The sequence below is a fragment of the Corynebacterium sp. CCUG 70398 genome, assembly GCF_024454055.1.
GTDB lineage: Bacteria > Actinomycetota > Actinomycetes > Mycobacteriales > Mycobacteriaceae > Corynebacterium > Corynebacterium genitalium.
The window spans coordinates 146097-159899 of the sequence record NZ_JAGPYZ010000001.1; the positions used below are offsets into that span (position 1 = coordinate 146097).

The following is a 13803-nucleotide window of genomic DNA, read 5'->3' on the forward strand; positions in this document are numbered from 1 at the left end:
CGGCCCGCACCTTCCACTCGGAGGGTGCGGGCCGATTTGTGTTCTGGCTGCGGTTGCAGCCGGTAATTAATCCACCACGAACACGATCAAGTCGCGCGGGCCGTGAACGCCTTCCACACGCACGAGCTCAATGTCGGACGTTGCCGACGGACCAGAGATGAGCGTGGCCGGTTTGTACGGGTCGATCTTGCCGAACATCTCGGGCACGCCGTAGACCACGGTGTCCATGGGCACGATGCACAAGTGGCGGTCGGGCACCAGGGACAGGGAGCGACGGCCGCAGACGGCGGGGCCGTCCTCTAGAACGTCGGACTGCAGCACGATCGTGCCGGTCTGTGCAGCGGACACGACAGAGCTGGTGACCACCGCATCAGCGTCCCCAAGGGTGCGCGGGTCCACAGAAGACTCGTCCGGGGCAGCAGTGCCGGAGAAACCGTCGAAAAGCGACTTCTCCAGGCCCGGCGCGTAGCGCACGTCGTCGCACTCGCGGTCGTGGAGTACCTCGACGATCTTGCCCGGCAGCTCGTCCGCGGAGCACTGGATCACATCGGCCTTGTAGTCCACGAGCCTGTCGACGAGGATTTCACGCAGCTCGTCGCGGCCCAGCGACGACTCAGTGCGGTACTCGTGGGAGTGCTCGACGCTCGCAGGCGCGTCTGCGAGCTTCTGCGCGTCGCGGATGCGGGAGAGAATTTCCTCTTTAGCGCTCGTCATTGCGGGCCTCCCCTTGGTTGGTCGAGGCGTTGTCCTCGATGGTGTCAGCTGCGACGGAGTCAGAATTCGGGTCAGTGTTGCGGGCAGCACCCTGTGCGCGGGCATCCGCGAGCAACTGCTGCGCCTCATCCGACTCGAACCACTCACGGAAGGACTTCTTCGGCGGCACCGCGGTGTCGCGGTAGTCGGACCAGCCAGACATGAACAGCGGCAGCGAATCAATCACGCCGTTGAAACCACCGAGGATGCGGCCGGCAGCAGCCATGCGCACCGCCTGGTTCCACAGCTTCTGGTTGCCCATGACAAAGCCAATGGAGGAGAACATCGAACCCTCGAGTGCCGGACGGTGGTTCTTCACCTTCTGGTGGCGCATCTCCAGCAGCACATCGGTGATCGGGATCTTAACGGGGCAGACCTCGTCGCAGCGGCCGCACAGCGAGGACGCGTATGGCAGCGACGCGGTGACGTCATCCGTCGAATCCATGCCCGCCAGCTGCGGGGTGAGGATTGCGCCGATCGGGCCGGGGTAGACCGAACCGTAGGAGTGGCCGCCAGCGCGCTCGTAGACCGGGCACACGTTCAGGCATGCAGAGCAGCGGATGCACTTGAGAGCCTCACGGCCGATCTCGTTGGACAGCGCGGCAGTGCGGCCGTTGTCCATGAGGACAATGTGGAACTCCTGCGGGCCATCTTCCGCGGTCACGCCCGACCAAATCGAGGTGTACGGGTTCATGCGCTCACCGGTCGAAGAACGGGGGAGAAGCTGCATGAACACGCCGAGGTCGTCGAAGGAAGGCAGGAGCTTTTCGACGCCCATCACCGTGATCAAAGTTTCCGGCAGGGTCACGCACATGCGGCCGTTGCCCTCAGACTCCACGATAGAGACCGAGCCGGTCTCTGCAATGCCGAAGTTGCAGCCGGAGATAGCCACCTTGGCCTTCATGAACTGGTCGCGCAGGAAGGAACGCGCTGCGTCCGCCAGCTCCGAAGGGTCCTCAGTGAGGTCCTGGCGAGCGCCAGGCATCTTCTCGGTGAAGATGTCACGGATCTCTGCGCGGTTGCGGTGGATGGCCGGCACAACGATGTGGGAGGGGAAGTCCTCGCCCAGCTGGACGATGAGCTCCGCCAAGTCGGTCTCCTGAACGTGGATGCCGTCTTCGGCGAGGACCTCATTCAGCGCGATCTCTGCAGTCGCCATGGACTTGACCTTGACCACTTCAGTCTCACCGGTGGCTTTGACCAGGTCGGCGACAATCTGGTTAGCCTCGCGGGCGTCGCGCGCCCAGTGGACGTGGCCGCCGCGGGCGGTGACGTTCTCCTCGAACTGCTCGAGCAGCTCCGGCAGGCGAGCCAACGTGTCGCGCTTGATGGTCGAGCCTGCCTCACGCAGCTGCTGCCAGTCATCCAGCTCGTCGACAACGCCCTGGCGCTTGAGACGGATCTGAGTAGTCGCGTGGTGCAGATTCCGGCGCTGCGTAGAGTTGTTCAGCTCGTGCTTCGCGTTCTTCTGGAACTTCTCGTACTCGCGGAAGTGACCCGGCTCATGCGGGGCATGCGGCGGGGTAGTGGGGGTGCCGAGTGAGACCTTCACAGCATCTTCTCCTTCGAGTATGCAGCCGACGTCGGCGTCCACGGGTGCTCGCGGGTGGACGCGAGAATCTCCGCAATGTGGATCGCGCGGATGCCGGAGTGCTGGCGGGACATAGCCCCGCCGATGTTCATCAGGCAGGACGAGTCGCCAGCGGTGACGTACTCGGCCTCCGTGTCCTTAATGTGGCGTACCTTGTCGCTGACCATCGCCGCCGAAACGTCGGCGTTCTTCACCGCGAAGGTGCCGCCGAAACCGCAGCACTCTTCGACGTTGTCCAGCTCGACGAAGTCGATGCCCTCGACGTTCTTCAGCAGATCCGTCGGGCGGCTGCCGACCTTGATCATGCGGCGGGAGTGGCAGGTGGAGTGGTAGGTCACGCGGTGGGGGAAGAACGCTCCCACATCGGTGGTGCCCATGACATCCACGATGAACTCGGACAGGTCCAGGGTCTTGTTTGCGGCGCGCGTTGCACCGTCGACAAGCCCCTTGGAACCGTAACGGTCAGCGATGCGCACGTGCTGCTCGCGGACGGCACCAGTGCAGGAGCCGGACGGGGTGACAACGTAATCGATCGAATCGTCCGCGAACGCGTCAACGTAGTTCTCAATAATGGGCACCACTTCCTTCTGATACCCGGTATTGATGTGCATCTGTCCGCAGCAGGTCTGCTCTTTCGGGAAGACGACTTCGCATCCGAGGCGGGACAAAACCAAGGCAGACGCCTTGTGGGCATCGGGGAACAGGGCGTCCCCGATGCAGGTGGAAAATAGGGCTACACGCACTGGTGGCTCCTTTCTGGGTGGGTTGCCGGCCAGTCAGCGTAGAGGTTACTCCCCTTTAGCCCACAGCGGGCGCTAGGGCACTGAGCACGTTCGTCTGCAGGAAGACCATGGTGCACACAGCCAGCAAGAAGACGAAGGACCAGCCGACGACTTTCTTGAAAAGCTCCGACTCTTTGCCCTCCATGTTCACCGCCGTGGCGGCGATGGCGAGGGACTGCGGGGAGATCATCTTGCCCACGACACCGCCGGTGGTGTTGGCCGCCAGCATGAGATCCGGGTTGAGGTCCAGGCGCTCGGCGGCCGTGACCTGAAGGTTGGCGAACAGCGCGTTCGCGGACGTGTCCGATCCGGTGACCGCCACGCCGATCCACCCCAGCATCGGAGCGAGAAAGGCAAACGCGGGGCCGAGGCCTGCGAACCAGTAACCAATGGTCACGGTCTGGCCGGAGTAGTTCATCACGTACGCCAGCGCGAGAACCACCACGATGGTCAGCGCGGACCAGCGCATGCGGTAGGCCGTGTCCACGAATTCTTTGCCCACCTGGGCCCAGTTGAGCTGGTAGTGGCCGTTCTCGTCGAAGATGATGTAGACCAACGCGACGATGAGCCCGGAGATGACCAGCAGGGTGCCCGGGTTGTGCAGGTAGGCGAAGGTGTAGTCGGTCTTGACGTCGGTGCCGGTAGAGCTGAGGATGCGGCCTGTCTCAATCCCCGGCCACGGAATGGCCAGTTTGAACGACTTCAGCCATTCAGGGATCGTCGTGCCCAAGTTGGCAATGCCGAAGATGAACACCACGACGGCATAGGGCATCAGTGCCATCCAGACGCGGTTGCCGGGAAGGCTCTCATCTGCTGCTTCAGCGCGCGTCTTGATCGCGGTGGAACCAGCTACCTCGGTCTCGGCATCGTCGCCGTGGGTTCCTGTCCCCGCGTTCGGTGCTACGTCTGCGTCCGGCTGGTCAAGGCCAAGGCGCTCACGCAGCTCCGGCACACCGACCGGTTTCCAGAACTGCAGCAGAACAAACGCCGCGCCAAGGGCGACGATGCAGGCGATGACGTCGGTGAGCTGGTAAGCGAAGTAGTTGGAGGTCCACCACTGTGCAATACCGAAGGACAGGCCGATGGTGACGGCGGCGGGGATGGTCTCGCGGACGCCGCGTCCGCCGTCTACCAGGAAGGCAATGATGAACGGCACGAAGAACGCCAGGAACGGGGTTTGGTGGCCGACAATCGCAGCGATGTTCTCTGTCTGCTCGAGGGTGCGGCCACCGACCTCACCGGCAGTGGTGATCGGGATGGACACCGCGCCGAACGCAACGGGGGCGGTGTTGGCGATCAGCACAATCGATGCCGCCTTCAGCGGGGGGATGCCGAGGGCGAGAATCATCGTCGCGGTAATGGCCACCGGTGCGCCGAATCCTGCGAGCGCTTCAAGCAGGCCACCGAAACAAAAGGCGATGAGCATCGTCTGGATGCGCACATCTCCGTTGCCCATTTTGTCGAACACCCTGCGAAGGTCTTCGAACCGGCCGGCTGCCACGGTGATCTGGTAGAACCAGATCGCGGTGAGGATCACCCAGACAATAGGGAAGAGTCCGTAGAGCCCGCCGCGGAACGCGGACGATACTGCCATGCCGACCGGCATATTGAAGCCGAGCACAGCAACAAGCAGCGCCACGCCCAGCGCAACCAGACCGGACGTGTGAGCGCGCGCTTTGAAACCCAGCAGCATGACGAAGAACGCCAACAGCGGCAAGACCGACACAAGTGCGGATAGTCCTACGCTTCCCGCTACTGCGTCGGTGTGAATCTGAAAGGTCCCCATTGACCATCTCCTCTGCGAATACTTTGCACGGGCAAAAATAATGCAGTCAAAGTATTCCAGTAGCCGCGTGTGTCCGGAGGAAAACGGAGATTTTCACCCAGTTTCATTAAAGGATGAGCAGCGCACCTGCCAGTTCTGCCGGTGTCCGGCCCCTGATCTAGACTTGCTGCCCATGACCCCTGCTGACCTCGCCGCGACTGTCCGCGCCATTACTACCGAAACGCTCGATGCCCACGGGCTTGATTCCTCCGTCGTCCCGGAGACGGTCACCGTCGAGAGGCCCCGCAACCCGGAGCACGGCGATTACGCCACCAATGTCGCACTTCAGGTGGCCAAGAAAGCAGGGACGAACCCGCGGGAGCTCGCCGGCTGGCTTATCGACGCTCTTGTCGCCCTCCCCGAGATCGATTCCGCAGATGTTGCCGGCCCCGGCTTCATTAATCTGCGCCTTGGGGCTGCTGCCACCGGTGGCATTGTGGCCGACATCCTGGCGAAGGGGGAGGCCTACGGCAGCTCGGACATCTACGACGGGGAGAAAATCAACCTGGAGTTCGTCTCCGCCAACCCGACTGGCCCGATCCACCTGGGCGGCACCCGATGGGCAGCCGTCGGTGACTCGTTGGGCCGTGTGCTGGAATTCTCCGGCGCGGAGGTGACCCGCGAGTACTACTTCAACGACCACGGCGGCCAGATCGACCGCTTTGCCCGCTCCCTGGTAGCTGCAGCCAAGAATGAGCCGACCCCCGAGGACGGTTATGGCGGGGAGTACATCGCCGACATTGCCAGCGCGGTTGTCGCGGAGAACCCGGGCATCCTGGAGGGCGATGCAGCGGTAGTGCAAGAAGCTTTTCGGCGCGAGGGCGTCGAGAAGATGTTCGCGCAGATCAAACAGTCCCTGCACGACTTCGGCACCGACTTCGATGTCTTCTTCCACGAGAACTCCCTGTTCGAGTCCGGAGCTGTGGACCGTGCGATCCAGACGCTGAAGGACAACGGCAACCTCTATGAAAACGATGGAGCGTGGTGGCTGCGCTCGACCGACTTCGGCGATGACAAAGACCGCGTCGTGCTCAAGTCCGACGGTGATGCCGCATACATAGCTGGCGACATCGCGTATGTAGCAGACAAGTTCGACCGCGGACACACTCTGGCCATCTACATGCTGGGTGCGGACCACCACGGTTACATCGCCCGCCTGCGCGCAGCAGCCCAGGCGCTGGGCTACAACCCGGAGTCAGTCGAGGTCCTCATCGGCCAAATGGTCAACCTGGTCCGCGACGGCCAACCGGTGAAGATGTCCAAGCGCGCCGGGACCGTGATCACCCTCGACGACTTGGTGGATGTCATTGGCGTGGATGCCGCGCGTTATTCGATGGTGCGCTCCTCGGTCGACTCCACTCTGGACATCGACCTGGACCTGTGGGAGAAGCAGTCCAATGACAACCCCGTTTACTACGTGCAGTACGGCCACACGCGCCTGGCGTCGATCGCACGTAAGGCTGCCGAGGCCGGTGTCGTCCTCGCAAGCTCGGACGACAATGAAGAGGTTGATCTGTCCTTGCTCACCCACGAGAAGGAAGGCGACCTGATTCGTACGCTGGGCGAGTTCCCTGCCGTCGTCAAGGCAGCGGCTGAGCTGCGCGAACCGCACCGTATCGCACGCTACGCCGAGGAACTGGCCAGCGTCTTCCACAAGTTCTATGACGCCTGCCAGATCCTGCCCAAGGCAGGGGAGGACCCGCAGCCGATTCACGCCGCCCGTCTCACGCTCGCCTCGGCCTCGCGCCAGGTGCTGGCCAATGCTCTGCGCCTGCTCGGCGTGACCGCTCCGGAGAGGATGTAGACCGATGCTCGATCCCGTTCTAAACACTGCCAACCTGTCGCGCGATGACCTGTTGCGCATGCGCCACAATGAGGCCGGGTGCTTCAACGACCTGCCCGCCCATGTGTGGCCACGAAGCGCGCAGCGGCTTGACGACGGTACAGTCACTATCGCCGGCGTGCCGCTGCCGGACATTGCAGCTGAGTACGGCACCCCTGTGATGGTTGTCGATGAGGATGATTTCCGGTCCCGCTGCCGCGACATGGTTCGCGCTTACGGCAAACCGGAGAACGTGCACTACGCCTCCAAGGCATTCCTGACCACTCACATTGCCCGCTGGGTCAACGAGGAGGGACTGTCGCTCGACGTGGCGAGCGAGAACGAGCTCCTCATTGCCCTGCACGCGGGATTCCCGGCAGAGCGCATCACAGTGCACGGCAACAACAAGCCCGATTCGTTCCTGCGCCGCTGCGTGCGCGAAGGTGTCGGCGAAGTGGTCATCGACTCCCACCAGGAGCTCGAGGAGCTTGAGCGCATCGCCGGTGAGGAAGGCACGGTGCAGGACGTGTTCATCCGCGTCAAACCCGGTGTGGAGGCGCACACGCACGAGTTCATCGCCACCAGCCACGAAGACCAGAAGTTCGGTTTGTCGCTGGTTTCTGGCTCCGCCTACCGCGCCGCCGTGGCCGCCCGTGAGGCGGACAACGTCCGGCTGACCGGTCTGCACTGCCACGTCGGTTCCCAGGTGTTTGACGCGGAGGGATTCAAGCTCGCCGCCGCGCGTGTACTGGGGCTGTATGCGCAGATCTACCGCGAGCTGGGCCTGGAGCTCGGCTACCTCGACCTCGGCGGCGGTTACGGCATCGCCTACACCAACGAGGAGCAGCCGCTCGCCGTTGATGACGTGGCGAAGGACTTGCTCAAAGCCGTAGCCGAGAAGGCGGAGGAGCTTGGCATCACCCCGCCGGAGGTCATCGTTGAGCCGGGCCGCGCCATTGCCGGCCCCGCCGCTGTGACTGTGTACTCGGTGGGCACGGTCAAGGACGTGCACGTGACTGATGAGGCGACGCGCCGCTACATCGCCGTCGACGGCGGTATGAGCGACAACATCCGCACCGCCCTGTACGGCGCAGATTATGACGCACGTGTGGTCAACCGCCTCACAGGCGGCACTCCGCAGGCCACCCGCATGGTCGGTGCGCACTGCGAGTCCGGCGACATCCTCATCAATAACGCCTTGTGGCCGGACGATATTGCCCGCGGTGATCTCATCGCACTCGCCGCGACGGGTGCCTACTGCTATTCCATGGCATCGAACTACAACTGCTTCGGCCGGCCGGCCGTCGTCAGCGTCAAAGATGGCGTAGTCACTCCGATGGTGCGTAGGGAGACGGTAGAGGACATCCTCGCTCGAGAGGTTTTGTAGACTCGAGAACCATGACTTCACAGACCACTCACAGCGCTGAGGGACACAACGGTAATTACCCGGGCAAGGGCATCGGCCAGCCGGTCGGTGTCGCTGTTCTGGGAATGGGCACGGTGGGCACTGAGGTGCTCCGCCTGATTAGCGAGTTCTCCTCCAATTTGGAGCAGCGCATCGGCGGCCCCATTGATGTTCGTGGTGTCGCTGTGTCTGACTTGGGCAAGCGCCGCGAAGTGCTCGATCTCTTCCCGGACATCGCGCTCACGGACAACGCCTTGGAGCTGATCGACCGCGACGACATCGATGTCGTGGTCGAGGTCATTGGCGGCATCGAGTACCCGCGCCAGTGCGTTCTCGCCGCGCTCAAGGCCGGCAAGTCCGTGGTCACTGCGAACAAGGCTCTCATCGCGGCGCACGCCGACGAGCTTTCCGACGCCGCTAATGAGGCCGGTGTTGACCTCTACTACGAAGCAGCCGTTGCCGCCGCAATCCCCGTCGTGGGAACGCTGCGCCGTTCGCTCGCCGGCGACCAGATCCAGCGCATCTCCGGCATTGTCAACGGCACGACCAACTACGTCCTCGACGCGATGGCGTCGACCGGTATGAGCTACGACGAGGCACTGGCGGAAGCCACCCGCCTGGGGTACGCCGAGGCGGACCCGACCGCCGACGTCGAGGGCCACGATGCCGCCTCTAAGGCCGCCATCTTGGCATCGATGGGCTTCCACTCCCGCGTGACCTACGACGACGTGCACGCGGAGGGCATCACCAACATCACTGCCGAGGACATCGAGGCAGCTAAGGACGCCGGCTTCACCATCAAGCTGCTGGCGATCTGCGAGCGGCTTTTCGACGATGCCGGCAACACCACTTCCGTCGCCGCCCGCGTCCACCCGACGCTGGTGCCGAACGAGCACCCACTGGCGAGCGTCGACAAGTCCTACAACGCTGTCTTCGTTGAGGCTGAAGCCGCTGGCCGTCTCATGTTCTACGGTAACGGCGCTGGTGGCGCGCCCACCGCTTCCGCTGTGCTCGGTGACCTTGTCGGCGCTGCCCGCAACAAGATTCACGGCGGCCGCGCCCCGGCGGACAACCCCTACGCGCACTACCCGGTGGCAGACTTCGGCGATGTGCCGACGCGCTACCACATCGACATGTCGGTCGAGGACCGCACAGGTGTCCTTGCGGATATTTCTCGCCGCTTCGCTGATGCAGGCATTTCCATTTCGGCTGTTCGTCAGGAAGAGCACGGTGATGCGTCGCGCCTGATCGTCGTCACGCACATGTCGATTGAGCGCAAGCTTGCGGCGATCGTCGAAGAACTGGCCACGCTTGACGACGTCAAGGCCGTCAACTCCGTCATCCGCCTCGACGCCGACGCTGCCGAGTAGTCATGAGCACCGATCTTGAGGTGGGCTTGCGTGCTCGCGTGACCGTGCCCGGTAGCTCGGCAAACCTGGGTCCCGGCTTTGACACTCTCGGGTTGGCTTTGGGGATCTACGACACCGTCGAGGTGGAAGTAACCTTTTCCGGTCTTGAGGTGGAGATCTTCGGCGAAGGCGCAGACGACTTGCCCCGCGATAACTCCCACCTGGTAGTCAAGGCGATTCGCCAGGGGTTGAAGGCCGCTGATGTCGACGCGCCCGGGTTGAAGGTGACCTGCACGAACAATATTCCGCAGTCGCGCGGGCTTGGTTCGTCTGCCTCGGCGGCTGTGGCTGGTGTGGTTGCCGCCAATACTCTCGCCGGCGACGTGCTGGACACCGAGGAAATCGTCCAGATCAGCTCCTCGTTTGAGGGGCACCCGGATAACGCCGCGGCCAGTGTGTTGGGCCAGGCCGTGGTGAGCTGGACCGACATCCCTGTCGATGGTGTATCGCATCCCGTCTACCGCGCCGTTCAGCTTCCAGTCCACCCTGACATCAAGGCGACTGCGCTGGTCCCGAGCTTCCACGCGTCCACCAACGCGGTGCGCAAAGTGCTCCCGTCGCATGTCACCCATACGGATGCGCGGTTCAACGTTTCCCGTACCGCCGTGATGACGGTGGCGGTCCAGCACCACCCGGAGCTGCTGTGGGAAGGCACCCGCGACCGCCTCCACCAGCCCTACCGCGCCGACGTTCTGCCGGTCACGGCTGAGTGGGTCAACCGCCTGCGCAACCGCGGTTACGCCGCGTACCTGTCCGGCGCCGGTCCGACCGCGATGGTGCTCCACCGCGACCCGATCGACCCGAAAATTATCGAGTCCGCGAAGTCGGACGGTTTGCGCGTCCTCGACCTCGAGATCGCCGGGCCGGTCACGGCCGAGTTCTCCCGAGCGTAGGCGCGCAGGGCCGCGTGGGCCCGCAGGGTCCGCGTAGGCTGCGGAAAAGTTGACATCCGCGATCCGGCCTAAACGGCCAACAACTCTCTGACCTGCGTGGACAGTTCTAGGCGGAAATCCGGTTTGTCAACTTTTCCGCACCGGCCGCGCGCACCGGCCGCACCGCTTCGTGCACGGATCGAAAAACCCGGGAATGCCAAAGGGCCGAGGGCATCACGCCCTTGGCCCTTTACTCATGCCCGACCCATGAACGGGGGCGAGCAGCTTTAGTGCTCAGCCACGTACTTGACCGGCTCCGGCAGGCCGCGGTCCTCGCGGACGCGACGGGAGATGGACTCGAGGGAAACGAGCGCATCGACGACCAGTTCTGGGGTGACCGGGAATGGCATGTTGTGGATGGTCTCGTCCTCGGCGGTGGCGGCCTTGGCCACTGCCTCGAGCTCTTCGGTGTCGTCGGGGGAGAGGCCGACTTCGGTCAGGGAGTTCGGCAGGCCCACCTTGGTGGTGAAGGCGATGAAGTCCTCGATCTCCTCGGCATCAGCGCCCTCCATGATGAGCTGGGCGCAGGTGCCCACGTTGACCTTCTGGCCGTGGGTGAGACCGTGGGTCTGATCGGCCGCGGTCAGGCCGTCGTGGATGGCGTGCGCTGCGGCGAGACCGCCGGACTCGAAGCCCAGGCCGGAGAGCAGGGTGTTGGCTTCGACGACTGCGTCGAGGGCGGGGGTGACCACGTCAGCTTTGACGGAGTCGATTGCTGCGAAAGAGTGCTCCCAGAGAATGTCCCAGCACAGTTTTGCCAATGCGCCACCAGCGCGGGTCGGGTGGCCGCCGTTCATGGTGGTGCCGTTGCCGCGGGCGGCGGCGCGGGCCTCGACCCAGGTGGCCAGTGCGTCGCCGATGCCGGCGATGAGGAATTCCACGGGTGCGCCAGCAACGATCTGGGTATCGATGAGAACGAGGTCCGGGTTCTTCGGGTAGAAGCGGTACTCGTCGAAGGCGCCGTCCTCGGTGTAGATCACGGCCAGTGTCGAGGTCGGTGCGTCGGAAGATGCGGCGGTGGGAACGGATGCCCACTTGATGTCGGCCAGGTAGCCGGCGGCCTTCGCGGCGTCGATAGCGGAACCGCCGCCGACACCGACGATGATGTCGTGGTCGTTCTCTTTGATCTTTTCGGTCAGTTCGTCGACCGCCTTGGCGGTGGCGAAACGCTCGAACCCGACGCGGGTCAGCGGCAGGTCTGCTTCTTTGAAGCCGTCGGTGAGCTGCTTTTCGACGATGCCCCACACCGTGTCGTCAGAGACGAGCAGCGGGTTATCGCCGAGCTTTTTCAGGTGGGTGCCCAGTTCGTGGATGGCACCTTTGCCTTGGATGTAGCGGGATGGGCTGGAGAAAATATCCGGTGTAGTAGCCATGCCTCCACGCTACGCCGGCTTATAAGGTTGTGTTTTCGGATTGTTCAGAACTTGCCGCACTGCGGGTTCCCGGCCCAGGTAGAGCGATAATGTCGAATTCGTCACGTGAGAGGTGGCCGCGTAGATCCACCTTGTCGAATTTGCCCACCGAGGTTTTGTCGATGGAGCCCACGAACGTCCAGTACTCCGGCGCCATCCACGTCGGCAGCTCTTGGTGGAGTTCCTTGCGAAGCTTCTTGGCCAAGTCGACGGACGGGGTCACGTCGGCGTGCAGGACTGTCACTGCCAAGGGGCGCTCGCCCCATTTCTTGTCGGGGTAGCCGATGACGGCGCATTCGACGACTTCGTCGGCCTCCATGATCAGGTTTTCCAACTGGGCGGAGTAGATCCACTCGCCACCGGAGCGGATGACGTCGCGGGAGCGGTCATAGAGCGTCATGAATCCGTCGGAAGTCACCGTGCCCACGTCACCGGTGCGCATCCAGCCGTCCGCGGTAAAGTGCTCCTCATCGTCGTTGGCGTCTTTACCGCGGAAGGACTGTGCCCGCTCGAGCGCCTCCGGGTTGGCGGGCTGGTAGTAGGAGGCGGCGACCATGTTGCCGCGGACCTGGATTTCACCGTTGTTGCGGTCGGTGCGGGAAACGATCTTTCCTTCGTTGACCACTCGGTATTCCAGCCAGGGGGCGAACCGGCCTTGGGAGATGCGGTAGGCCCAGCGGCGCTCGCCACCGACGCCTGACGGTGGGCGGGCTACCGTGCCCACAGTGGAGGTTTCGGTCATGCCCCAGACGTGGATGACGTCCACACCGTAGCGCTCCTCCCACACCTTGATCAGCGCGGGCGGGGCAGGGGAGCCGCCCACGAAGAGCTCAGTCAAGGACATGCGCTCCGGCGGGTTGTGCAGGTAGTGGACCATGAGCTGGATCCACAGGGTGGGCACGCCGTGGGCGACACGCGGGTGGGTGCCGGCGATGAGCTTCGCCAATGTCGGCGCGGACACGTCCGAGTCAGGCAAGACCAGGGGAGTGCCGGCCAGGAACGCGGTGAACGGCACGCTCCAGCTGAGTACGTGGTAGATCGGGATGCAGCATAGGAAGGACTCACCGTTCGCGATCCCCATCGAGTCGGTCGACCGAAGACTGGTAGCGGTCAGCCAGATAGAACGGTGCGAGTAGGCGATGCCTTTCGGGGCGCCGGATGTCGCCGTCGAATAGCAAATAGCTGCCGCGGTGTTCTCGGGGAGGGAGGGCCAGGTGTAGATGGTGGACGAGCCGTCGAGAAGCGCCTCGTATGCGTGCACCTCGACCCCGTCGAGTTCGGGGATGTCGCCCAAGCCAGTGAAGCAGACCGCGCGCACCGTCGGGCACGACGGCAAAATGCGCCCCAACTTGCCTGCCAAACGCGGGTCGGCGACGATGACTTCCATCTCGGAGTGGTTGATGATGTAGGCGATTTGATCTTCTAGAAGTTGCAGGTTGAGCGGCACGAACACCGAGCCCTTCGCGGCAACGGAGTACATCACTTCGAGGTGCTCTGCGCAGTTGTACATCAGCGTGCCTACGCGCTGATCCCCGTCAATGCCCAGCTTGTCTTCCAACGCGTGTGCGAACGCAGCGGCGCGCGCTCCAATGAGCTCGAAGGTCGTTTCCTCCGCTTCGCCTGAGCGCCATGTGGTCACCTTGGTGCCACCGTGCACGGACGCTCCAAAGTCGAGGATCCGTCCGATGGAAAAAGGCACTTCCTGCATCGTGGAGAGCATGTTGTACACTCTAGCGCGACCACGTTGCCCGATTGTGGTGGGCGTGGGTTACACTAAACGGCAGATCGCGACCCGAGCGGCATTTTCTGCGCTCCCCATACCGCCATTTTTGGCCGTGCGTCCGATCAATCCTTTTCTGGGCTGTCACTTCA

10 protein-coding genes are annotated in these 13803 nt (G+C 63.4%); 4 read left to right on the plus strand and 6 right to left on the minus strand.

What is annotated here, in order from left to right; all coding sequences use genetic code 11:
* Positions 1-66: 66 nt before the first annotated feature.
* The 4 genes from KBX07_RS00710 to KBX07_RS00725 are packed head-to-tail and all read right to left on the minus strand — an operon-like array spanning position 67 to position 4912.
* A complete protein-coding gene (locus KBX07_RS00710; protein WP_255997291.1) occupies positions 67-714 on the minus strand; it encodes an LUD domain-containing protein in 648 nt (215 codons plus the stop codon).
* The gene (locus KBX07_RS00715; RefSeq protein ID WP_256022594.1) at positions 701-2305 is read right to left on the minus strand and encodes a LutB/LldF family L-lactate oxidation iron-sulfur protein; all 1605 of its coding nucleotides are present in this window, start codon (positions 2303-2305) and stop codon (positions 701-703) included. The genes KBX07_RS00710 and KBX07_RS00715 overlap by 14 nt, the downstream gene beginning before the upstream one ends.
* Positions 2302-3087, minus strand: a complete 786-nt coding sequence (locus KBX07_RS00720; protein ID WP_255995938.1) for a (Fe-S)-binding protein — start codon at positions 3085-3087, stop codon at positions 2302-2304. The genes KBX07_RS00715 and KBX07_RS00720 overlap by 4 nt, the downstream gene beginning before the upstream one ends.
* A 55-nt stretch (positions 3088-3142) precedes the next feature.
* Positions 3143-4912, minus strand: a complete 1770-nt coding sequence (locus KBX07_RS00725) for an L-lactate permease (protein WP_256022595.1) — start codon at positions 4910-4912, stop codon at positions 3143-3145.
* 172 nt (positions 4913-5084) lie between these two features.
* Between KBX07_RS00725 and argS the strand changes: the two genes are divergently transcribed.
* From argS to thrB, 4 genes are read left to right on the plus strand one after another with little or no spacing between them, the layout of a single operon-like run.
* Positions 5085-6755: an arginine--tRNA ligase gene (argS, locus tag KBX07_RS00730; protein ID WP_256022596.1), complete on the plus strand. Its 1671-nt coding sequence runs from the start codon at positions 5085-5087 to the stop codon at positions 6753-6755.
* A 58-nt stretch (positions 6756-6813) separates the two neighbouring features.
* The gene (lysA, locus tag KBX07_RS00735) at positions 6814-8160 is read left to right on the plus strand and encodes a diaminopimelate decarboxylase (RefSeq protein WP_256022893.1); all 1347 of its coding nucleotides are present in this window, start codon (positions 6814-6816) and stop codon (positions 8158-8160) included.
* Positions 8161-8171: 11 nt separating this feature from the next.
* Complete coding sequence (locus tag KBX07_RS00740; protein WP_256022597.1) at positions 8172-9548, plus strand: homoserine dehydrogenase; 1377 nt, start codon at positions 8172-8174, stop codon at positions 9546-9548.
* 2 nt (positions 9549-9550) lie between these two features.
* Complete coding sequence (thrB, locus tag KBX07_RS00745) at positions 9551-10480, plus strand: homoserine kinase (protein WP_256019739.1); 930 nt, start codon at positions 9551-9553, stop codon at positions 10478-10480.
* Between the two features lie 266 nt (positions 10481-10746).
* On the opposite strand, the gene KBX07_RS00750 is transcribed toward thrB, so the two are convergent.
* A complete protein-coding gene (locus KBX07_RS00750; protein WP_256022598.1) occupies positions 10747-11892 on the minus strand; it encodes a glycerol dehydrogenase in 1146 nt (381 codons plus the stop codon).
* Positions 11893-11911: 19 nt separating this feature from the next.
* Positions 11912-13651 (minus strand): long-chain fatty-acid--CoA ligase, encoded by a 1740-nt coding sequence (locus KBX07_RS00755; RefSeq protein ID WP_256022599.1) that lies wholly within the window; start codon positions 13649-13651, stop codon positions 11912-11914.
* Between the last annotated feature and the right edge of the window lie 152 nt (positions 13652-13803).